This window comes from Sphingomonas naphthae (assembly GCF_028607085.1).
GTDB classification, from domain to species: Bacteria; Pseudomonadota; Alphaproteobacteria; order Sphingomonadales; family Sphingomonadaceae; genus Sphingomonas_Q; species Sphingomonas_Q naphthae.
Window position 1 is genome coordinate 21,685 of sequence record NZ_CP117412.1, and the last position, 21,223, is coordinate 42,907.

General features: G+C 65.4%; 23 protein-coding genes and 1 pseudogene. 13 read left to right on the top strand and 11 right to left on the bottom strand.

Annotation, left to right across the window (positions count from 1 at the left end):
• Nucleotide 1: 1 nt before the first annotated feature.
• The 8 genes from PQ455_RS19025 (at nucleotide 2) to PQ455_RS19060 (ending at nucleotide 9,479) form a co-directional block, all read left to right on the top strand.
• On the top strand, nucleotides 2–598 hold the full coding sequence (locus tag PQ455_RS19025) for a c-type cytochrome (RefSeq protein WP_017980781.1): 597 nt from the start codon (nucleotides 2–4) through the stop codon (nucleotides 596–598).
• 25 nt (nucleotides 599–623) lie between these two features.
• Complete coding sequence (locus PQ455_RS19030) at nucleotides 624–1,361, top strand: PepSY domain-containing protein (RefSeq protein WP_017980780.1); 738 nt, start codon at nucleotides 624–626, stop codon at nucleotides 1,359–1,361.
• Nucleotides 1,362–1,521: 160 nt separating this feature from the next.
• Nucleotides 1,522–1,887, top strand: coding sequence for a DUF305 domain-containing protein (locus PQ455_RS19035; protein ID WP_018251211.1), 366 nt, complete (start codon nucleotides 1,522–1,524; stop codon nucleotides 1,885–1,887).
• Between the two features lie 68 nt (nucleotides 1,888–1,955).
• Nucleotides 1,956–2,408 (top strand): DUF411 domain-containing protein, encoded by a 453-nt coding sequence (locus PQ455_RS19040; RefSeq protein ID WP_017980778.1) that lies wholly within the window; start codon nucleotides 1,956–1,958, stop codon nucleotides 2,406–2,408.
• Between the two features lie 885 nt (nucleotides 2,409–3,293).
• The gene (locus PQ455_RS19045; protein WP_017980777.1) at nucleotides 3,294–4,523 is read left to right on the top strand and encodes a TolC family protein; all 1,230 of its coding nucleotides are present in this window, start codon (nucleotides 3,294–3,296) and stop codon (nucleotides 4,521–4,523) included.
• The gene (locus PQ455_RS19050; protein ID WP_273691743.1) at nucleotides 4,520–6,019 is read left to right on the top strand and encodes an efflux RND transporter periplasmic adaptor subunit; all 1,500 of its coding nucleotides are present in this window, start codon (nucleotides 4,520–4,522) and stop codon (nucleotides 6,017–6,019) included. The genes PQ455_RS19045 and PQ455_RS19050 overlap by 4 nt, the downstream gene beginning before the upstream one ends.
• A complete protein-coding gene (locus PQ455_RS19055) occupies nucleotides 6,016–9,153 on the top strand; it encodes an efflux RND transporter permease subunit (protein WP_273691744.1) in 3,138 nt (1,045 codons plus the stop codon). The genes PQ455_RS19050 and PQ455_RS19055 overlap by 4 nt, the downstream gene beginning before the upstream one ends.
• The gene (locus PQ455_RS19060; RefSeq protein ID WP_017980774.1) at nucleotides 9,153–9,479 is read left to right on the top strand and encodes a copper-binding protein; all 327 of its coding nucleotides are present in this window, start codon (nucleotides 9,153–9,155) and stop codon (nucleotides 9,477–9,479) included. The genes PQ455_RS19055 and PQ455_RS19060 overlap by 1 nt, the downstream gene beginning before the upstream one ends.
• Nucleotides 9,480–9,500: 21 nt before the next feature.
• On the opposite strand, the gene PQ455_RS19065 is transcribed toward PQ455_RS19060, so the two are convergent.
• Complete coding sequence (locus PQ455_RS19065) at nucleotides 9,501–10,268, bottom strand: glutaredoxin family protein (protein WP_017980773.1); 768 nt, start codon at nucleotides 10,266–10,268, stop codon at nucleotides 9,501–9,503.
• Nucleotides 10,269–10,331: 63 nt separating this feature from the next.
• On the opposite strand from PQ455_RS19065, the gene PQ455_RS19070 reads away from it, so the two are divergent.
• Entirely contained in the window at nucleotides 10,332–10,736 is a 405-nt protein-coding gene (locus tag PQ455_RS19070; protein ID WP_017980772.1) for a MerR family transcriptional regulator, read from the top strand.
• On the opposite strand, the gene dmeF (PQ455_RS19075) is transcribed toward PQ455_RS19070, so the two are convergent.
• The 3 genes from dmeF (PQ455_RS19075) to PQ455_RS19085 all read right to left on the bottom strand — a co-directional run bounded on the left by dmeF (PQ455_RS19075) (nucleotide 10,733) and on the right by PQ455_RS19085 (nucleotide 12,566).
• Entirely contained in the window at nucleotides 10,733–11,677 is a 945-nt protein-coding gene (gene dmeF / locus PQ455_RS19075) for a CDF family Co(II)/Ni(II) efflux transporter DmeF (protein WP_017980771.1), read from the bottom strand. The genes PQ455_RS19070 and dmeF (PQ455_RS19075) overlap by 4 nt on opposite strands.
• Before the next feature lie 10 nt (nucleotides 11,678–11,687).
• Nucleotides 11,688–11,963, bottom strand: coding sequence for a metal/formaldehyde-sensitive transcriptional repressor (locus PQ455_RS19080; RefSeq protein WP_081609170.1), 276 nt, complete (start codon nucleotides 11,961–11,963; stop codon nucleotides 11,688–11,690).
• 150 nt (nucleotides 11,964–12,113) lie between these two features.
• Nucleotides 12,114–12,566, bottom strand: a complete 453-nt coding sequence (locus PQ455_RS19085) for an alpha-amylase family glycosyl hydrolase (RefSeq protein ID WP_273691746.1) — start codon at nucleotides 12,564–12,566, stop codon at nucleotides 12,114–12,116.
• Nucleotides 12,567–12,599: 33 nt separating this feature from the next.
• Between PQ455_RS19085 and PQ455_RS19090 the strand changes: the two genes are divergently transcribed.
• On the top strand, nucleotides 12,600–12,926 hold the full coding sequence (locus PQ455_RS19090; RefSeq protein ID WP_273691748.1) for a response regulator: 327 nt from the start codon (nucleotides 12,600–12,602) through the stop codon (nucleotides 12,924–12,926).
• A gap of 95 nt (nucleotides 12,927–13,021) precedes the next feature.
• On the opposite strand, the pseudogene PQ455_RS19095 reads toward PQ455_RS19090, so the two are convergent.
• The 4 genes and pseudogenes from PQ455_RS19095 to PQ455_RS19110 form a co-directional block, all read right to left on the bottom strand.
• A pseudogene (locus PQ455_RS19095) lies at nucleotides 13,022–14,365 on the bottom strand (transposase).
• Nucleotides 14,366–14,520: 155 nt separating this feature from the next.
• Nucleotides 14,521–14,862, bottom strand: a complete 342-nt coding sequence (locus PQ455_RS19100) for a Rap1a/Tai family immunity protein (RefSeq protein ID WP_133497062.1) — start codon at nucleotides 14,860–14,862, stop codon at nucleotides 14,521–14,523.
• Nucleotides 14,863–15,083: 221 nt separating this feature from the next.
• Nucleotides 15,084–15,983, bottom strand: coding sequence for a DUF1259 domain-containing protein (locus PQ455_RS19105; protein WP_170170975.1), 900 nt, complete (start codon nucleotides 15,981–15,983; stop codon nucleotides 15,084–15,086).
• A 16-nt stretch (nucleotides 15,984–15,999) separates the two neighbouring features.
• Nucleotides 16,000–16,122, bottom strand: a complete 123-nt coding sequence (locus PQ455_RS19110; RefSeq protein ID WP_267903937.1) for a hypothetical protein — start codon at nucleotides 16,120–16,122, stop codon at nucleotides 16,000–16,002.
• Nucleotides 16,123–16,216: 94 nt separating this feature from the next.
• Between PQ455_RS19110 and PQ455_RS19115 the strand changes: the two genes are divergently transcribed.
• Both PQ455_RS19115 and chrA read left to right on the top strand, forming a co-directional pair.
• Nucleotides 16,217–17,167: a chromate resistance protein ChrB domain-containing protein gene (locus tag PQ455_RS19115; RefSeq protein WP_018251372.1), complete on the top strand. Its 951-nt coding sequence runs from the start codon at nucleotides 16,217–16,219 to the stop codon at nucleotides 17,165–17,167.
• A gap of 2 nt (nucleotides 17,168–17,169) precedes the next feature.
• Nucleotides 17,170–18,573: a chromate efflux transporter gene (gene chrA / locus PQ455_RS19120; protein ID WP_037477237.1), complete on the top strand. Its 1,404-nt coding sequence runs from the start codon at nucleotides 17,170–17,172 to the stop codon at nucleotides 18,571–18,573.
• On the opposite strand, the gene PQ455_RS19125 is transcribed toward chrA, so the two are convergent.
• The 3 genes from PQ455_RS19125 to PQ455_RS19135 are packed head-to-tail and all read right to left on the bottom strand — an operon-like array spanning nucleotide 18,570 to nucleotide 20,148.
• The gene (locus tag PQ455_RS19125; RefSeq protein ID WP_018251374.1) at nucleotides 18,570–18,920 is read right to left on the bottom strand and encodes a DUF3147 family protein; all 351 of its coding nucleotides are present in this window, start codon (nucleotides 18,918–18,920) and stop codon (nucleotides 18,570–18,572) included. The two genes, chrA and PQ455_RS19125, sit on opposite strands and share 4 nt — an antisense overlap.
• Nucleotides 18,920–19,861, bottom strand: a complete 942-nt coding sequence (dmeF, locus tag PQ455_RS19130) for a CDF family Co(II)/Ni(II) efflux transporter DmeF (RefSeq protein ID WP_018251375.1) — start codon at nucleotides 19,859–19,861, stop codon at nucleotides 18,920–18,922. The genes PQ455_RS19125 and dmeF (PQ455_RS19130) overlap by 1 nt, the downstream gene beginning before the upstream one ends.
• Nucleotides 19,862–19,872: 11 nt before the next feature.
• A complete protein-coding gene (locus tag PQ455_RS19135) occupies nucleotides 19,873–20,148 on the bottom strand; it encodes a metal/formaldehyde-sensitive transcriptional repressor (RefSeq protein WP_018251376.1) in 276 nt (91 codons plus the stop codon).
• A gap of 206 nt (nucleotides 20,149–20,354) precedes the next feature.
• Here PQ455_RS19135 and PQ455_RS19140 point away from each other — a divergent pair, with 206 nt between their 5' ends.
• Nucleotides 20,355–21,221 carry a transposase gene (locus PQ455_RS19140; RefSeq protein WP_273691755.1) on the top strand — a complete coding sequence of 289 codons (867 nt, stop codon included), beginning with the start codon at nucleotides 20,355–20,357 and terminating at the stop codon, nucleotides 21,219–21,221.
• The last annotated feature ends 2 nt before the right edge of the window (nucleotides 21,222–21,223 follow it).

The window sequence follows — 21,223 nt, forward strand, 5'->3', positions numbered from 1 at the left end:
GATGGAGGAACAGATGGCTCAAGACGGCAGGCGCTCGATAAGGCAGCACTTCCCGAGCCTGCCGTTCGTAGGCGCCCTGGCGATCGTCCTGGCGCTGGGCGCAGCCGCGTTTATCTACCTTGGCGTGTATAACATCGCGGCCGACGAACCGCACACGCCGGCGGTCTATTCAATGCTCGAACGCCTGCGCGATCGGTCGATTGAGGCACGCGCGCGCGGCATAACACCCCCGGCCGATCTGGCATCGGCGCAGCGCGTGTCAGTCGGCGCGGGCCTTTACGGAGAAATGTGTTCCGGTTGCCATCTCGGCCCCGGCGTCGAGAAATCCGAGATGAGCCAGGGCCTCTATCCACAGGCGCCGGAACTCGCGCGCGCTCAAGATCTCACCCCCGCCCAGCAATTCTGGATCATCAAGCACGGGGTGAAGCTCAGCGCCATGCCGGCATGGGGCAAGACGCATCCCGACCCCCTAATTTGGAATATGGTCGCGTTCGTCCGCAAGCTCCCCGGCATGACGCCCGAACAGTATAAGGCACTGGTCGCGAGCGCCCCGGCCGATCACGACGAGATGATGAAGGACATGCCGGGTATGAAGTGACCCCGGCGACGAGGTTGAGGGAGGAGTGGTTCTGAAAAGCGCGAAACTGAGGCTGCATCTACTCGCGAGCCGCACGCACAAATGGCTCGCGATCATCATCGGCGCGCAGCTCCTGCTATGGTTCGCAAGCGGCGCCCTGATGAGCTTCCTGCCGATCGATCGGGTGCATGGCGATCACCTCGTTGACCGCAAAGCCGCGGCGCCCCTTCCCCGCGGCAGCACGTTCGCCCCACCATCGGCGATCGTAGGCGCAGCAGATGCGCCCATCGAGGCCATCACCTATCGCATGTGGCTTGGCCGCCCGGTCGCCGAGGTCGCGACAGCCAAGGGAACGCGCCTGTTCGACGCCGCGACGGGCCAAGCGCTGCCAGCACCAACGGCTCGTGAGGCCGAGGAGATCGCGCGTTTGGCATGGCGTGGCGGTGCTCGACCAGCGGCGAAGGTAGAGCGGATCGAGCGCGCCAGCCCCGAATATCGCGGCACGCTCCCCGCCTGGCGCGTCGCGTTCGCCGACCTCGATTCCACCCGCGTCTTTGTCGCGGCCGACACCGGTCGGATCTCGGCTGTCCGAACCGGCACTTGGCGGCTCTACGACTTCTTCTGGGGCCTTCACATCATGGATTGGACGAATCACGAGAACTTCAACACGCCCTGGCTGCTCGCCTTCGCGATCGGTGGGCTTGCGCTTTGGTTAGGGGGGGCAGTGCTTCTCTACATGCGATGGCCCAAAACGCGGCGTCGCAACATCGTGATCGAGGCATAATATACGCGGCTCAGGAGCGTAGCCCTCGGAAATAAAGTCCTGTTTCCTGACAATTTCTCGCGCGTTCTAGCACCCCGGGTGAGGGATAGCCGCCTCGCACGCGTAGAAGTCTTAGAACCCAGGGAGATCAATAATGCGCTTTGCACCAACATTCGCAGCTTTGGCGCTGCTCGCCACGCCCGCCCTCGCGCAGCAGAGCGGCGGAATGCAGGGCATGAACCACGGTCAGATGGCCGGCATGAACCACGACGACATGGCGGGCATGATGGCCGGCAATCCCTACGGCCAGGCCGAGATGGACATGCATCAGAAGATGATGGCGGCCAAGCAGGGCGACGCGGCCGAAATGTGGACGCGCAAGATGATCGAGCATCACCGAGGCGCCATCGCCATGTCGCGCGTTGCGGTGCGTGACGCGCGCGACGCCGAGACCAAGCGCATGGCGCAGATGACGATCACGAAACAGGAAAAGGATATTGCCGAGCTGCAGGCGTGGCTCAGCAAGCACGGCAAGCGCCCGCAATAAGGGAGCGCTGCCCCGCCCTGTCGATCCCCCTACCCCCCGGCAGGGCGGGGATTTCCTTTTAGGAGCTGATGATGAAGAATGGTGTTCGTGGCGCCGTCGCCGCCTTGCTAATGACCATCCCAGCGGTCGCATCGGCCGCGGCCGACATCGCCATGCACCGCGATCCGGGTTGCGGCTGTTGCGAGAAATGGGCGGCGCAGGTGCGTCAGCAGTTCGGCCGCAAGGTCCAGATCATCGACGATGATCGCCGTGAGGTGCTGCAGCGTAAGATCGGCCTGCCCGCTGACCTCGCGTCCTGCCATACCGCGATCATCGACGGCATGGCGTTTGAGGGACATGTCCCGATCGCGGACATGAAGCGCGCGCTGGCCCAGCATCCTAAAGGCGTGCGCGGCTTGGCCGTGGCCGGAATGCCGATGGGCTCACCGGGCATGGAGGTGCCCGGCATGAGAACCCAGCCCTATGACGTCATTGCGTTCGGTGCCGCTGGCCGGCGTGTCTTTGCTAGCCACGGCGCCTAAACGACAGGTTGTCTTGTGAGCGGCAAATCTTCCCCGGCGCTTCATGCCGGCACTACGGCACCCGGCAAACCACCCGTATTGACCTCGGCGTTGACAATTGGGATAGTATCCGGGTGTTGAAAGCTCGTCTTTCTCTCTTGCTTCTTGTTGGAGCGTTGCTTGGCCTTTTGGGCCAAGGAATTGCGTATGCGGCCGGCCCATCGCTCTCACCCAAGATGGCGATGAGCCATGTCACCCCATCCCGCATGGATTGCGCGGGTATGGCGACCCCGGATCCGTCATCGGAACACCCATGCAAAGGACTGACGCTGGCGTGTATCGCCCAAATGGGATGCGTTGTTCCCATGACGTTTGAGGAGCCGGCAAGAGTGCTGAAGCGCTCGATCGCATCTCAAATCGTTATCTGGCCTGCCAGCCGGGCACTTGCCGGCCTCAAGGTCGCTCCCGAGCCCGAACCGCCTACCGTTTGATCGAGTCAAGCCGTGTCAGGCTGCAGCCGTTCGCCGGTTGCGGCTCTGCCGATTTTAAATCTCGATCAAATTGGAAAGTGACATGAAAACGTTCATCTTGGCGGTATTTGCCGCTAGCCTCGCCGCGTCGGCAGCGACGGCGGCCACATCTGAAAATAAAAGCAATGGTCATTGGGAGTGGCGTTCCAATTACCAGCCGGGCCCGCGGGCGCCGCTTCAAGCCCCACGTCGCGTATGGGTTACGGACGTTCCCCAGTCGAGCGCCTGCGTGTGCCCGATGATGGAACGCGGTCGCGACGCCTGCATGTCAATGAAGGGCGGCCAGTCAACTTAAGCTGGCGAGCCTGAACAGGTGCCGGGCTCCGATCAACCATTTGGAGCCCGGCCATCATTATGACATGAAGGGACTAGAGGGATGCGCGCATCCATGATGCTCGCGGTCGCCGCGCTCACGACGAGCGCCGCGCACGCGCAGACACTTACCTATGACCAAGCGCTGCGCGATGCGGTTGCCAACGCCCCGGGAGCGGTTGCCGGTCGCGCGGGGGTCAGCGCCGCCCAAGCCGATGCACGTGCGGCGGGAAGCCTTCCGGACCCCCGTGTGTCGATCGGAATCGAGAATTATCCTGTCTCTGGGCCACCCGCCTTCTCCCTATCCAGAGACGACATGACGATGGGGCGTGTCGGTTTCCAACAGGACCTACCCAACCTTGCCAAGCGTCATGCCGCGCAAGCGCAGGCACGCGCCGTGATCGCAACGGCAGAAGCATCGCAAGCGACCAAGCTCCGGGAGGTGCGATTGGGAGCGGGGCAGGCATGGATCGACCTTGCTTATGCCGAGCGTCGACTAGCTGCCCTCGACACCGTTCTGCTATTCCTTCGATCTCTCCCTTCCGCTGCGCGGGCCGCCGTGACGACCGGTTCGGTCCGCCCTGGTCAGACACTGACGACCGATCAGGAGATCGCGGCACTCGACGACCGCCGCGACGAGTTGATGGCCGCCGTTGCGCGCGCCCGCGCGATGCTGGCTCGCTGGACCGGCGTATCGGCGCCCGAGATTGCCGGCGATATGCCCGCGATCGATCTGGCTCCGGCGCGGCTGCGGGACGCGCTCAGCCTTCACTCCGACATGGTTCTCGCCGAGGCCGGTATTCAGCGCGCCCAGGCCGACGTGGATGCGGCGCGAGCGGAGAAGCGACCCGATTGGGGGGTAGAGGTAGCTTATCAACGCCGTGACCCCCGGTATGGCGACATGGTGTCGGCGGGAGTTTCGATGAGCCTGCCGCTGTTCGCTCGATCGCGTCAGAACCCGCGCATCGAAGCCCGCAAATCCGCACAGGCGCAGGCCGAGGCCGCGCGCGAAGAAACCCGGCGCACATTGGCAGCCGATCTGGAGGCCGCGCTGGCGGACCACCAAATGCATCACAGCCAATGGCAGCGCGCGCGCGACGTGCTCCTTCCGCTCGCTCGGAAGCGAGCCGATCTGGAGATAGCGAGCTACTCTGCCGGTCGCGCGAGTCTTGCGGATGCCATCGAAGCCAAGACCGCGCTCGCCGACGCCGAGCTGACCGTGCTCGACCGTGAGGCGCTCGTCGCCGCAGACTCTGTCCGCCTCACCATTACCTTCGGGAGCGCCGATCGATGAGCGACACTACCATTACCCGCGCCCGCCTTGTCACCGCGGTAAGCGCGCTGGTGCTGGTCGCAGGGGGCGTGGGCTTCGGGCTCGCGAAACTTGGCACGTCCTCGGCTGCCGATCAAACGGCATCCCCAGCCCCGCAGAAGAAGATCCTCTACTGGTATGATCCGATGATCCCGGGGGAGCGGCACGACGGCCCGGGTCTCTCGTCGATGGGGATGAAACTGATCCCCCGCTATGCCGACGAGGGCGCAGGCGGTAGCGCCGCACCGGGCGTAGCGATCGATCCGGCCAGCCTCCAGCGGCTCGGCGCGCGGGTCGTCACGGTCGAACGCGGATCGTTGTCAAACTCGGCCTCGGCAACCGGCAGCATCGAGTTCAATGACCGCAACGTTGCGGTCGTGCAGGCACGCAGCGGCGGCTTCGTTCAGCGCGTCTATGCGCGCGCGCCAGGCGATGTCGTGCCGGCAGGCGCCCCGCTCGCCGATATCCTTGTGCCCGAATGGGCGGGCGCGCAGGCGGAGTATCTCGCCGTGCGCCGCACCGGGGATGCCGGGCTCACGCGGGCGGCACGAGAGCGCCTGTTGCTTCTCGGGATGCCCGCCGGATCGATTGCATCGGCGGAGTGGCGCGGCCGACCGCAAGGTGTGACGACGATCAGCACGCCCGTGGGGGGCGTCATCAAGACGCTCGGCGTCCGACAGGGGATGACGGTCGCGCAAGGACAGACACTGGCGGAGGTGAACGGCCTCGCCACCGTGTGGCTGAACGCGGCTGTCCCTGAGGCCCTCGCAGGAAACCTGCGGATCGGCACGCCCGTCATCGCCACGCTGGCGGCTTTCCCGGGCGAAAGCTTCAGGGGCCGCATCGCTGCGATCCTGCCCCAGGCCGAGGCAGCGAGCCGCACGCTCACAATCCGCGTCGAGCTCCCCAACCGTGCCGGCCGGTTGCGCCCCGGTATGTTCGCCAGCGTGGCGCTCGACCAGGGGAGCCGCGATGCACTCCTTGTTCCGAGTGAGGCCGTGATCCGGACCGGCCGGCGCACACTCGTCATGTTGGCAGGGCCGGGTGGACGCTTTCGACCCGCCGAGGTTCGCACTGGCGCAGAAGGCGGCGGCAAAACCGAGATAGTCGCCGGCCTGACCGAGGGTGAGAAGGTTGTGGCGTCGGGCCAGTTCCTGATCGACTCCGAAGCGAGCCTCGCTGGCCTCGATGCGCGTCCGATTGGTGTCGAAGCGTCACCCGCAACAAAGCCGGCCGTGAAACCCACCGCGTCGATCTACGAGACGGTCGGCAGCATCGAGGCGATCGATCGCAGTTCCGTCACCCTGTCCCATCAGCCCGTTCCGGCGATCGGCTGGCCGGCCATGACAATGACGTTCCGCGTCGCCGATCCCGCGTTGGTGCGTGGGTATCGCAAGGGTGAGCGGGTGCGGTTCGGCTTTGATCAACCCGCCGATGGTCCAACGCTGCGCCGCATGACGCGCGAGGCTGGGCGATGATTGCCGCGATCATCCGCTGGTCGGTCGCGAACCGCTTCCTCGTCGTCCTGGCGGCCATCGCGCTCGCCATGGCCGGGGTGTTCGCAATGCGTGCCACCCCCGTCGATGCGCTCCCCGACCTGTCCGACACGCAGGTCATCATCCGCACGAGCTGGCCGGGCCAAGCCCCGCAGATCGTCGAGAACCAGGTGACGTATCCGCTCACCACGACGATGCTGTCCGTGCCTGGCGCGAAAACCGTGCGCGGCTATTCGTTCTTCGGCGACAGCTACGTCTATGTCCTCTTCGAGGATGGGACCGACCTCTATTGGGCGCGCTCACGCGTGCTGGAGTATCTGAGCCAGGTGCAGGGACGGCTTCCCCAAGGCGCGCAGGCCGCGCTGGGTCCTGATGCGACGGGGGTCGGCTGGGTCTATGAATACACGCTGTTGGACCGCACCGGCCGCCGTGACCTGTCGCAGCTCCGATCCTTGCAGGACTGGTTCCTACGTTATGAACTGAAAACGCTGCCCGGCGTTGCGGAGGTGGCGAGCATCGGCGGAATGGTGAAGCAATATCAGGTGCTGCTCGACCCGACGCGGCTCGCCGCATTCGGTGTCACGCACACTCAGGCCGTCGATGCCATTCGCCGCGCCAATCAGGAGGCCGGCGGGTCCGTCCTCGAGCTGGGCGAAGCCGAATATATGGTGCGCGCGTCAGGTTACTTGCGCACCGTCGACGATTTCCGCGCGATCCCGCTCAAGGTCGCCGGTGCCGGCGTCCCCGTTACCTTGGGCGACGTCGCGTCGATCCAGATCGGCCCCGAGATGCGCCGCGGCATCGCCGAGCTGAACGGCGAAGGCGAGGTCGCGGGCGGAGTCGTCATCCTGCGTCAGGGCAAGAATGCACGGCAGACGATCGAAGCCGTCAAGGCCAAGCTCGCGGAACTGAAAGCGAGCCTTCCCCCCGGCGTCGAGATCGTCACCACCTATGACCGCTCGCAATTGATCGACCGCGCGGTGGAGAATTTGACGGGCAAGCTGATCGAGGAGTTCGTCGTCGTCGCGATCATCTGCGGGTTGTTTCTGTGGCATGTCCGGTCTGCGCTGGTCGCGATCGTCACCTTGCCTCTGGGGGTGCTCGCGGCCTTGCTCGTCATGCGTGTGCAGGGGGTGAACGCCAACATCATGTCTTTGGGCGGTATCGCCATCGCGATCGGCGCGATGGTCGATGCCGCGATCGTGATGATCGAGAACGCGCACAAGCGGATCGAGCGATGGGAACACGACCATCCGGGCGTGGCGCTGGCGGGCGAGGAACGCTGGCGCGTCATCACCGGGGCCGCGGCCGAGGTCGGGCCGGCGCTGTTCTTCAGCCTCGTCATCATCACGCTGTCGTTCGTGCCGGTGTTCACGCTCGAAGCGCAGGAGGGACGGCTGTTCGCCCCGCTCGCCTTCACCAAGAGCTATGCGATGGCGGCAGCGGCGATCCTGTCGGTAACGCTCGTGCCGGTCCTGATGGGATGGCTGATCCGGGGACGCATTCCGGCCGAGAACGACAACATTATCAACCGCGTGCTCACCCGTGCCTATCGCCCGGCGCTCGACCGCGTGTTGGCGCGGCCTTGGGCGGCGATCGGCATCGCCGCCCTGGTACTGGCGACGACGGCATGGCCGCTGACCCGATTGGGTGGCGAGTTCATCCCGACGATGGATGAGGGCGATCTGCTCTACATGCCGTCCGCGCTTCCCGGCCTTTCGGCCGCGAGCGCCTCGGCCCTGCTCCAGCGCACAGACCGGCTGATAAAAACCGTTCCCGAGGTCAAAACCGTGTTCGGCAAAGCCGGGCGCGCCGAGACCGCGACCGACCCGGCACCGCTCGAGATGTTCGAGACGACCATCCAATTCAAGCCGCGCGATCAATGGCGCGCGGGGATGACGCCGGCAAAGCTGGTGGAGGAGCTGGACCGCACAGTGCGCGTGCCCGGCCTCACGAACGTATGGGTGCCTCCGATCCGCAATCGGATCGATATGCTCGCGACCGGCATCAAGAGTCCCATCGGGGTGAAAGTGTCGGGGTCCAACCTCTCCGAGCTGGACCGCATCGCCGGCAGCATCGAACGTGTCGCCAGGACCGTGCCGGGCGTCAGCTCGGCATTGGCAGAACGGTTGACCGGAGGCCGCTATGTCGATGTCGATATCGATCGGGTGACCGCGGGGCGCTACGGTCTCAACATCGCCGATGTGCAGGAGATTGTGTCCGGCGCGATCGGCGGCGAGACGATCGGCCAGACGGTGGAGGGCCTTGCCCGCTACCCGATCAGCGTCCGCTACCCCCGCGAGCTGCGTGACAGTCTGGAGGGACTGCGAACTCTCCCAATCGTCACCGCATCGGGTCAGCAGATCACACTCGGCACCGTCGCATCCGTGTCGATCGCGGAAGGTCCACCGATGCTCAAGACGGAAAATGGTCGAATCTCGACATGGGTCTATGTCGACGTGCGCGGGCGCGACCTGGCCTCCACGGTCGCCGATCTGCGCCGTGCTGTTGGCAAAGATGTTCGGCTCAGCCCCGGCGTCTCGATCGCCTATTCCGGACAATTCGAGTATCTGCAGCGTGCCGGGGCTCGGTTGATGCTCGTCGTGCCGGCGACACTCGCGATCATCTTCCTTCTCCTCTACCTTACCTTCGGTCGCCTCGACGAGGCGGCGCTTATCATGGGCACACTGCCCTTCGCGCTGACCGGCGGCATCTGGACATTATGGCTGCTCGGCTATGCGCAATCGGTCGCCACAGGTGTCGGGTTCATCGCGCTCGCCGGCGTGTCGGCGGAGTTCGGCGTCGTCATGCTGATCTACCTGAAACACGCATTGGCCGAGCGCGGGCCGTCACCGTCGGGCGAGCAAGTATCGGAAGCGATCAGGGAGGGCGCGCTGTTGCGGGTACGTCCCAAGGCGATGACCGTCGCTGTCATCGTCGCCGGGCTGTTCCCCGTGCTGATCGGGCATGGCGCCGGATCGGAGGTGATGAGCCGGATCGCCGCGCCGATGATCGGTGGAATGCTGACCGCCCCTTTCCTCTCCATGTTCATCCTGCCAGCCGCCTACTTGCTCTTGCGGCGGCGAGCTTCAACCCGCCCCGAAAGGAAGATCTGATGAAAGCCACTTTCTCCATGCGCGCCGCATTCATGCTACTAGTCACGCCGATCGCAGCGAGCGCTCTTGCTCAAGGCAGCAGGCCGGCTGCATCGGCTGTAAAATCCGGCAGCGGATCGGGGACGATCACTGCCGTCGACGCGAAAGGTGGAACCGTAACCATCAAGCACGGCCCGATCCCGACGATCGGCTGGCCCGCAATGACGATGACCTTCCGGGCATCCCCCCCGACCCTGCTCAAGGGACTGCGGTCGGGGCAGCGGGTCGCATTCACCGCCAAGGCGAAGGGTATGACGGCAGAAGTTACGGCGATCAGCCCGCATTGACGACGCGTGCCGACCTTCGCGTCAGTGCGCCATCGCCAGCACGGGCGGCGCAGCGATCATCCACAGCGCCATCGCGACCATCATCAGGTTTTCGGTGAGCGAGATGAAGCCGAGCGGCACGTTGCTGTCCCCGCCCACGCACGCGCATTTCAGCTCACGCTTGTCGATGTAGACGGCCTTGAACACCGACACCGCGCCGATCGTACCGATAACGAGCGCGACGGGCACCGACAGCCAGGTCAACGCGCCGGCTGCCATCAGGACGCCCGCCGCTCCTTCCGCGTAGGGATAGACATAGGAATAGGGCACCCAGCGCTTCGCGAGCAGATCGTAGTTGAGGAACATGCTCGAGAAGCTCTCGACGTTCTGGAGCTTGAGCATCGCCAGAGCGCACATCGAGAACGCGATGAACCATTCACCCGCCCGCACCGTGAAGGGCGTGCCGAGTACCGCATAGCTGGCGGCGAGCGCCATCAGCGCCGTCATCGCGAACACGGCAATCACCGGGCGATAGGTGACGGCCTTGGGGTCGCGGACCATCTTGCCGAAGAAGCGGCGCAGATCGTCATAGCCGCCGACCCGCTCCCCGGCGATAAAGATCTGCGGGGTCGTCTTGACGCCGTGCTTCGCCTTGAAAGCGTCGGTTTCTTCCCGCGTCATCAGCCAATGGTCATCGACCGCATAGCCTTCCCGGCGCAGAAGATCCTTCGCCTTCAGCCCGAAAGGGCAGGTATGTTCCGGCATCACCATCCGGTAGATCGTCGCCTGTTTGGCGGGGGCGCTCGCCATGCCGCTTCTCCAATATCCTCGCCCCGCCTATATAGGGTCCGTACCATAGTACGGAGTCAAGGCATGACCGGCATGACGATCGCGGCGCTCGCGCGCGAGGGCGGCGTCGGCGTCGAAACGGTGCGCTACTATCAGCGTCGCGGTTTGCTGGACGAGCCAGACCGGCCGACCGGGGCTGGCGCCGGAGGCGGCATCCGGCGCTACGGCACCGATGACGCCCGCCGCCTTCGCTTCATCCGCTCGGCGCAGGCAGCCGGTTTCACGCTCGAGCAGATCGGTGAGCTTCTGGCGCTGGATGCGACCGACGATCGCGCCCGCGCGCGCCAGCTCGCGGGCGAGCGCATTGCCGAACTGGATGCGAAGATCGAGGAGCTTGAGCGGGTGCGCGCCTCGCTTCGCCGGCTCGCACATGAATGCGGGTCAGGAGCGGAGGGACCATGCCCGATCCTGACCGCCTTCGAGGGCTAGCGGCACTCGACGGTCAGGTGCGCGATTTCATGAACCGGTGCGAGGCGGGCGCGGATATCGTCGCCGGTCACGCCCTGCCCGCCTACGACGCTGACGATCGCGGCGTGGGCTTCCGGACCGACGCGCCAGACATGAAGATCGGTGATACGCGCGTCGCCTGGCGCCTCGACCAACTCGCGCACTTCCTCCTCTACATGATGATCGGTCGCATCGAGCAACACGGACGCCGTGTCGCGCATCAGCGTCCATGACCAGCGCGCGATGACGATCGCACCGACGATGCCCATCACCGGATCCATCCAGACCCAGCCGAGATAGCGGCCCGCCAGCAGCGCGGCGATGGCGAGAACCGAGGTGAGCGCGTCGGCCAGGACATGGACATAGGCGGAGCGCATGTTGTTGTCACCGCCATGCGCGCCGTGCGCATGCCCGTGCCCGTGATGGTGGTCATGCCCGTGATGATGGTCGTGCCCGTGATGGTGCCCGCCCGAGAGCAGGAAGGCGCAGGCGATGTTCACGCCCAGACCGACCACCGCGATGAGCGTCGCTTCCCCGAATGCGACCGTGATCGGCTGAAACAGGCGAAGGATGGACTCGACACCGATCCCGAGCGCGATCAGGCCCAGCACCATCGCCGACGCGAACCCGGCCAGGTCGCCGACCTTGCCCGTGCCGAAGCTATAGGCCCGGCTGGAGGCATGGCGCTTGGCATAGGCGTAAGCGGCCGCGGCGACCCCGAGCGCGCCCGCGTGTGTCGCCATGTGAAAGCCATCGGCGAGCAGCGCCATCGAGCCGGTCAGATAACCGGCGATGATCTCCACCACCATCATCCCGGCGGTAAGCGCCACGACCCACAGGGTCCGGCGGGCATTGTCGTCGTGCGCCGCGCCCAGGAATACATGGTCGTGCGTGAAGGCGTCGATTTCGGGCAAAGCCGCCATGAAAAGCGTCCTATTTGGCGTAGCGGCGGATCACCGCCAGCAGTTCTTCGGCACCTGCCGCCCGCTCGGCATCATCGAGGCCGGGCCGCGACACATGCGCTTCGAGGTGTTCGGCGATAATCTCGTCCATGAGGCCATTCACCGCCCCGCGCACGGCGGCAACCAGATGGAGCACGTCGGAACACGACGAGTCCGATTGAAGTGCTCGCTCGACCGCGCCGACTTGTCCGGCGATGCGACGAACGCGGGCGACCAGATCGACATTGGTTTGAGACAAATGTGACATAGGATACCCCCCTAGCCTATAGGCCAGTAAACAGCAAGTCGGTGTCAAAACCGTCCGTGGCTGTTGAAAAAACCTAGTAGACGCTAATCCTGTCCAGTTTGGTATAATTTTCTGGATATCTGTATAAGTAATTTCGCTCCTAAATCGTTGTTAGGGGACCGATAGTATCGCTTCTGTCCATCCTGGCAGGGTCAGGTTGTTAGGTTCAAGAATGACACCATCATCGTCCGAAGTAAGCATCACAGTCGGCTTACCAGTGACAGTAACCTGCTGAACGTGTCTTGAAAAATTGATGGCAACAAAGACCGACCCGCGCCGATAAACGAACAAGGCCGGATGGTCTGGAAGAATGTCAACGTAACCGCTTGCTGCCAAATCAGGATGGCGCAATCTCCAGCAAATGAGGCGGCGGTAGAAACCGAGGACGGAGCTGTTCTTGCTCGTCTGAGTTGCGACATTGATCGTATTGAAGTTCGGGTTCACCGGTATCCAGGGCTTCCCCCGCGTGAACCCCGCATTGGACAGAGAGGACCACTGCATCGGTGTACGAGCATTGTCGCGACTGGTTTGCGCGATGTCCCGAAGATAGCTGGCGGCGGGCACCTTTCCGGTTTCTACGTCGTCCTTCCACTGACCATGCACCTCGACGTCGTTGAACTCACCGATCTCTCGCACGCGAAATGGCGTGTTTTCGAGGCGGAGAACGCGGACACGGCTATCGCCATTCTCGATCAACATCAGGAGATTCGCGTCGTTCTCACCGACGTGCAAATGCCGGGCTCGATGGATGGTGTGAAGCTGGCGCATTATGTTCGCGATCGCTTCCCGCCTACCGTCCTGTTCGTCGTATCCGGCGACGCGCCAATCCCTGAAAGCGAATTACCTGCACAAGCGACGTTTCTGCCCAAGCCATTCGATCCGCACAGGCTACTACGCCAGATCGAGAGTATGGCACGGGCTTAACTATCCCAAAAACGATCGAGACTGTTGAAAAAGGCATATGTGTGAGCAGCGTGGCGGATGGCTGTTGACGCCGGTCACCGGGGACTCGCTTCGTATCAGGCGGGCGCTGCCTGCCGCGCGAGCAGCTGGAGGTTGTAGGCCGCAGCCGCCATGGTGAACTCTTCGGCAGCTCCGGCGAGGCTACGTAGCTTGAGGGTTCGCAGGCCGAGGTTGCGTTTCAAGTGGCCGAACACGCGCTCGATCCGTTTTCGTCGGCGATGGGCCTGCACGTAAGCATCGGTGCCGGCAAGGGCGCGGACGGCGTCGCGAGCATCCTCGCTCACGAGGCGGGTGACGCCGCGTTTCTTGCCGATTGTGCATTGCGGCTTCAGTTCGCAGGCGGCGCAATCCGCCGGACGGCTTCGATAGACGCGGACCTGACTTGCCCGGTTGGTGCCGCAGTAGCTGAGCGGCTTGTCCGCCGGGCAGCGATAGGTGTCGGCCTCCCGGTCGTAGCTGAAAGCATCTCGGGTGAAGAAGGCGTCGCGTTGGCGGCCGCGGTCGATGACCGGAATGTACGGCGTGATGTTACGCTCGATCAGCCAGCCAAGCAGCGGACCACTGCCATACGCCTTGTCGGCCGAGAGGCTCGCAGGCGCGATGCCCAGCCTGGTTCCGGCGCGTGACACCAGCGTCCGGGTCGCCGCGACTTCGGCTGCAAAGCGCGCCGGTGTCGCTTCAACGTCGAGGATGCAGTCGGTATCGAGGTCGAGCAGCGGATTGATGGCGTAGGCATAACGTGCAGGACCGTGCTTGCAGGTGAGCGCCGCCTGCGGGTCGGTCGGCGAGATGCTGGCCGGCTCGACTGGCGCCGGTTCATCGGGACCCGGCGGCAACGCGGCATTCAGCGCTGCCAAATATTCGGCGACAGGCCGCGACACAGTGTCCCTGCCACGAAGCTCATCTGCAGCGTCGGCGCCCTTCAGTCTCTTCTCGCGACTGGCGTCGGCCATGATCGTACTGCCGTCCACCGCCACGTCGCGCCCTGCCACCAGCCCGGCTGCTGCGCACTGTGCGACCACCTGCTCAAACAGCAGGCGATGCAGGTCACAGGCGCGGAACCGGCCGTGCCGGTTCTTGGAGAAGGTGGAGTGGTCGGGCACCCGGTCCGCCAGATCGAGCCGACAAAATCAGCGATAGGCGAGATTGAGATGCACCTCCTCGCACAAGCGCCGTTCCGACCGGATGCCGAACAGGTAGCCGACCAGCAGCATCCTGAGCATCATTTCCGGATCGATCGAAGGTCGCCCGCTCGCGCTATAGCTCGCTACCAGTGCCTCGCGCACGAAGCCGAGGTCCAACACGCTATCGATCCGCCGCAGCAGGTGGTCGCTCGGCACATGGTCGTCGAGCCGGAAGCCGTAGAACAGCGCACCCTGTGCTACTTGCCGACCCATCATATCCATGACCCTCCACCGCTATGCCGCAGTGAATCACGCCTTCATCGCCCTCGCAACCAGCCGTTTTTCAACAGTCTCGACCGATTGTTGAACAGGCTGAGCCGAGTGTCTTGCCACGATCAAGGCGAAGTAGCTGAGAGCTTTAGGGGAGCCTGTTAGCGGTTCACTTGCCCCGGACACGGCCAAGCCGAACTCAAGGCCTGTTCGGCCCCCGCGACCATGTGGACACTCTGAAAATAGCTGTCCCGTTCCGCCCAGCGCAGATAGGCCGCACGCAAGGCCGCACGATCATCGCGCGGCGCGCCGCACTCGGCCTTTCGCGCGACGATCATCATGTCCAGCACGCCTTGGAGATATGCTCCACACCTCTGCTCCGCGGCGCGGCAGCTCGCGAGAAGCGCGGCACCTTGCATGTCCGACTGTTTGGTTTGCGCCAGCGCCGGAGCATGAGGAGCGACCGCCCCCATCAGCGCCAAGATCATGGTTGCACGTTTCACCGTTTTCGTCCTTTCCGAACCCGGCTGGGCCGGGTGAAGGGGCGCGTCCGAGCTTAAGGTGCTGACACGCCTCAATCGCATTTTCATTCCTCGCTACCGAGCACCTGGCCTTCGGGCGTCACGAACAGCTCGACTGTCTTGCCAGCGCTGTTCCAGTTGCCCATCGGGCCGTGGTCGGGGTCGGGCGGCGATGACGGCCCGAAAAGCCGATCGCCTGATCGTCAGCTTCGTTGCAGGTTCATTTTGTCAAGGGCAGCGCGCAGGCCGCGGGCGAGCTTGGCTGCATCCTGGTTCGCCCAAAAGTGCATGAAGAACAGGCGCGGCTCGTCGTTCAGCATGTGATTGTGCAGTGCCGTAACTTCGATCCCGCTGGCGCGCAGCGCGCGCATGACCGGATCGACCTCGCTCGCTACCAGCACGAAATCGCCGGTGATCGCGGCCTTGCCGCCCCCGGTCGGCTGGAAGTTGATCGCGGTCGCGGTTCCCATCGTGGGCGGCGTGACCATACCGGCATCCATCAACCTTTCCGCGCGCGGGAAGCTGTATTGGAGGACGCCGCCATTCGGCTTGCCCTTGGCCCCCATCACGCCGTCAAGTGCGGCCGTGTTGAGATCGACGGGCGGCGAGCTGCCGGCCCCGGCTGAGGGCGGTTGCGAGTCCCTGGACGGCGCGGCGAGCGGGGTGCGGCTTTCCGCCAGCGCGGCGCGCAACGCGGTCGCGAGCTTCACCGGGTCGCCATGCCCGGCGATGTGCAGGTACATGGTGGCGGGCGCGGAGCGCAGCAGGTGATTGTGGAGCGCGGTGATCGTGAAGCCGCCGGCCAAGAGGCGGCTTATCACCGGGTTCACCTCCTCGTGCGTCAGCACCAGGTCGCCCATCACAATAGTGTCGTCACCCATCGGCTGGAACGCCGCCCAGGAGCCGAGCGCCAGTGCTGGCTTGATCGCCACGCCGTCGAGAGTGACGTGCAGGTCGGAGCGCGGGAAGCCGTAGCGATGGACACCGCCCGCCTGTTCGGTGCCCGGTCGGCCGAGCGCAGCATCGACCTTGTTCCAGTCGGGCGCGGCCCAGGCCGGGGCGGCGAGCGCGGCGAGAACGCCGGCCAGAAGGGGTTTCATCATCCAATCTCTCCTATCATCAGCGCCGGCACGGATAGGCTTCGCGCAACGCGACGGTCTCCCCGCGCTGCGCGTGCGCCGCGGTAGGAGCGATCCCGCCCGAGACGAGCAGCGCCAGCATGGTCCCGGTCAGACGTGACATCGCCCTCTCCTCGCGCGTTCGCCAACCCAAGCATGTCTATGGTTGCATGAACGATGATGCAACCGTTACACTCCAAAATCCGGATGATACAGTTATGACGAACGCCGAACCCAGCCCTTGGTTGCTGTTGATCCCGCAGCTTCCCGCCAAGCCCGCCTATTTGCGGGTGAAGGTGTGGCGGCGTTTGCAGGCGATCGGGGCCGCGCCGCTCAAGAACGCGGTCCACGCGCTCCCCAACCGCGCCGACACTCGCGCGCTGTTCGAGGATTTGCACCGCGAGATTGCCGACAATGGCGGCGAGGCGCTGATCCTAGAGGCGCGGCTGGTAGGTGGCATCGGTGACCCCGAGCTTCGCGGAACTTTCGACGCGGCGCGCGATGCCGATTACGAGGAGCTGGCGCGCGAGGCGCGGACCTTGGCGGAAGGCGAGTATGTTCCCCCCGGCGAGGTTCGCCGGTTGCGCCGCCGGCTGGACGAGATCGCCGCGATCGACTTCTTCGGCGCGCACGGGCGGCAAACGGCCGAGGCGGCGCTTGCCCCGGCGGAAGCCCGGGCGGGCCAGCACCCCGACGTGACCGGGCCGGGCGCGCCCGAGCTGGCCCAGGCCGAGCTTCGCGGGCGCACCTGGGTCACGCGCGTCCACATCCACGTCGACCGCATCGCGTCAGCGTGGTTGATCCGGCGCTTCATCGACCCGGACGCGACCTTCAAGTTCGTGGAGGGCAAGGGTTACGCCCCCGAGCCCGGCGAGCTGCGCTTCGACATGGCGGACGCCGAGTTCACGCACGAAGGCGACCGCTGCACCTTCGAGACGCTGGTGTTCCGCCGAGGGCTCGACGGCGACCCGGCGCTCGTCGCGCTGTCGGAGATCATCCACGACCTCGACATCGCCGACGACAAGTTCGGCCGGCCGGAGACGGCCGGCGTCAGCGCGCTGATCGAGGGGATATGCGCCGCCACGCCCGACGACCCCGACCGGCTCGCGCGAGGCGCGGGCGCGCTCGACGGCTTCTACGCCCACTTCACCAGGCGACGAGGAGAATGACGATGGAGGCGACCGCGACCGCGCCGATCGCAGGCCCGAGCCCGCGGGATCACGGCATCCCCTTCGGCGAAGCGCTGCGGGTCTGGGCCAAGGTTGCCGCCTTAAGCTTCGGCGGCCCGGCCGGCCAGATCGCGATGATGCACCGCGTGCTGGTCGAGGAGCGGCGATGGATCGGCGAGGAGCGGTTCCTTCACGCGCTCAACTATTGCATGTTGCTGCCCGGCCCCGAGGCGCAGCAGCTCGCCATCTACATCGGCTGGCTGCTCCACAAGACCAAGGGCGGGCTTGTCGCTGGCGCGCTGTTCGTGCTCCCCGGCCTGGTCGCGATCATGGCGCTGAGCTGGGTCTATGCGCTGTTCGGCAACGTCCCCTTTGTTGAGGCGCTGTTCTTCGGCTTGAAGGCCGCCGTGCTCGCAATCGTGCTTCAGGCCGTCGTGCGCATCGGCTCGCGCGCGCTGAAGAACAACGTCATGCGCGGGATCGCGGCGGCATCGTTCGTGGCGATCTTCTTCCTTGGCGTTCCTTTCCCGATCATCATTCTTGCGGCCGCCATCGCCGGCTTCCTTGGCGGGCGCGCACGCCACCCCGCCTTCATGGGCGGGGGCAGCCACGGTGCATCGGGCGGCAAGATCGTCCGCGATGCCGAAACCGCGCTTGGCGAGCACGTCCCCGACCACGCCCGCCCCAGCCTCGCATGGTCGCTCCGGATCAGCGGTGCGCTCCTCGCGCTGTGGCTCGCGCCGATTGCGGCGCTGCTCGCGTCAGTCGGACCGGGCAATGTGTTCACGCAGATCGCGCTGTTCTTCTCCAAGATGGCGGTGGTGACGTTCGGGGGCGCTTACGCCGTGCTCGCCTATGTCGCTCAGCAGGCCGTCGAAAACTACGGCTGGCTTCGTCCCGGCGAGATGCTGGACGGACTTGGCATGGCGGAGACGACGCCGGGGCCGCTGATCATCGTGACGCAGTTCGTCGGCTTCATGGGCGCGTTCCGGCAAGCGACCGGCTTGCCCCCGCTGCTCGCCGCCACCTTGGGGGGCTTGCTCACGACCTGGGTGACGTTCGTGCCTTGCTTCCTCTGGATCTTCCTGGGCGCGCCGTTCATCGAGAAGCTGCGCGGTAACAAGGCGCTGTCGGCCGCGCTCGCCGCCATCACCGCAGCCGTGGTCGGCGTGGTGCTCAATCTGGCGGTGTGGTTCGCGCTCCACACCCTGTTTCACCAAGTCCGCGCCCTGCCGATCGCCGGCAGGACGCTGGACGTGCCGGTGTTGTCCACCCTCGACCCGGCCGCGCTAGCGTTGACCGTCGCGGCCCTGGTCGCGATGTTCCGGTTCAAGTCGGGCGTGATCCCGACCTTAGGCGCGTGCGCCGCGGCGGGCGTCGCGCTTCGCTTGTCCGGGCTCGCTTAGAGCTGGAGCCCGAAGCGCGGCCCCACCCACGTCATCGCGAGGTAGAGCGCAACCGTGAGGAGACACCCCGAGGCGAGCGCCAGCCAGAACGGCGCGCCGCGGTTGAGCATCGCCGCAATGAGTAGGAACATCGGCAAGGACGGCAGCACGTACCAGAAGGTCGCGCCGGCATGGGCCGCCATGCGCGCCCGATCGTGCGTGTCGCGCCAGAGCCAGATCATGCCCAGCACCGAGACGAGCGGGAGCGAGGCGATCAGCGCGCCGAAACCGGGGCTGCGCTTGGCGATCTCCGACACGGCGACGATGATGACGGCCGATATGCCGGCCTTGAGAAGCAGGTAGAGCATCAGCGCACCTCGACCGTGAGGTGCGCCAGCTCGTGAACCGGCGCGAGCCGCTGGCGGACCAGCTCGCCATTCCGAACGCCGGCGACGCTGACGATCGCCGCGTGCGCTTCCGGTCCGACCTTCCAGACGTGCAGGTCGGTCACTCGGGCGTCGCCGGGAGCTTCGACCAGCTCGCGCACCTCGTCGGCGACATGCGCGTCGGTGCGATCGAGCAGGACGGCGGCCGTGTCGCGCATCAGGCTCCATGACCAGCGGGCGATGACGACCGCGCCGACGATCCCCATGACCGGGTCCATCCAGACCCAGCCGAGATACCGGCCGGCGAGCAGCGCCGCGATGGCGAGGACCGAGGTGAGCGCGTCGGCGAGGACATGAACATAGGCCGAGCGGAGGTTGTTGTCGCCGCCGTGAGAGCCGTGGGCGTGCGCATGATCGTGCCCGTGGTGATGATCGTGCCCGGGCCCGTGCCCGTGATGGTGGTGACCGCTCGAGAGCAGAAAGGCGCTGGCGATGTTCACACCTAGGCCGACGACGGCAATGATCGTGGCCTCCCCGAATGCGACCGTGATGGGCTGAAACAGGCGCAGCACCGATTCCACCCCGATCCCGAGCGCGATCAGGCCGAGCACCATGGCCGAGGCGAAACCGGCGAGGTCGCCAACCTTGCCGGTGCCGAAGCTATAGGCCGGGTTGCGCGCGTGACGCTTGGCATACGCATAAGCCGCCGCAGCGACCGAGAGCGCGCCGGCGTGCGTCGCCATGTGGAACCCGTCCGCGAGCAGCGCCATCGAGCCGGTCAGGTATCCGGCGATGATTTCGCCGACCATCATCACGGCTGTGAGTGCGACCACCCACAGGGTTCGGCGGGCGTTCTCGTCGTGCGAGCTGCCCAGGAAAACGTGATCGTGGGCAAAGCGGTCGATTTCGGAAGCGGTAGGCATCGAGCACAATCCTACTTGGCGTAACGGCGGATCACCGCCAGCAGCTCGTCGGCTCCGTGGGCGCGCTCCTCGTCCGTCAGCCCCGACCGAGCAACGTGCGCTTCCAGGTGTTCGGCGATAATTTCGTCCATCAGCCCGTTCACCGCGCCGCGGACGGCCGCGACCAAGTGCAGAACCGTCGCGCAGGAGTCGCCTGACGTGAGGCCGCGTTCGACGGCCCCGACTTGGCCGGCGATACGACGCACGCGTGCGATCAGGTCGGCGTTGGAACCGGAGAGATGAGCCATATACCCCCCTCCCCTATGCCGGGCAGATCGCAAGAACAACCCGGCGCATTACCGCTGTTCAGAAAACGGCCGGGGCCGTTGAAAAAGGCGGGGTGATCCGATCGCGTTCCTAACGGGTTCCCTGCTTCGACACATCGGGAGCAGCGGCCATGATGGGTGAGCAACAGCGAGGCGGCAAGGGTGCAGGTTGGCGGGCGCTGGGAGCGATGATCGCCGCCGATCACATCCTACGCAGGATAGACGGGCTGATCGACCTGGGTGAACTGCGCGATGCGCTCGCGCCGCACTATAGTCGCCGTGGGCGTCCCTCGATCGTGCCCGAATTGCTGATCCGCATGGCGCTGATCGCTCGCCTCTATGGCATCACGTCGGAACGCCGTCTGTGCGAGGAAGTCCGCTTCAACCTCGCCTACCGCTGGTTCTGCCGATTGCCGCTCGACGCGCCGGTGCCGCACCACTCGACGTTCAGCAAGAACCGGCATGGCCGCTTCCGCGATGCCGGCATCTTCCGCATCCTGTTCGAGCAGACGGTGCGGCGCTGCGCCGACGCGGGGCTGATCGCCCACAAGGATGCGGCAATCGACGCATCGTTCGTCGCGGCCGATGCAAGCTGGCAGCGCAAGATGCGGGATGCCGATATGGCCGCGCCCCGACTTCCCCGCCCGGTTTGTGAATGGCTGGCGGATCAGGCCAATGCTCCACCGCAGGAACATGGCGTACCGCGTGGCAAGCCGGCCGAGGTGTCACGCACCGATCCGGCGTCGGCATGGTCTGCGCGCACGGCGCGGGGCCGGTTCGGCTATGCCCTGAATGTCCTGATTGACACGCCGGGAGGGGTAACGATCGACGTGGAGGCCAGCCCCGCCCGCTTTGCGGCGGAAGTCGATGCGGGGCGGACAATGCTGGCACGGGCCGATGATCGGTTCGGCTACCGGCCAAAGCGTGTCGCGGCCGACACCGCCTATGGCAGCGCCGCGTTCCTGGCGTTCGTCACCGATCGCGGCACCATCCCGCATATCCCGGTGCTGGAAGGGAGCACCTCAAGGTTTGTGACACGGACAGCGGTAAGCTGAAC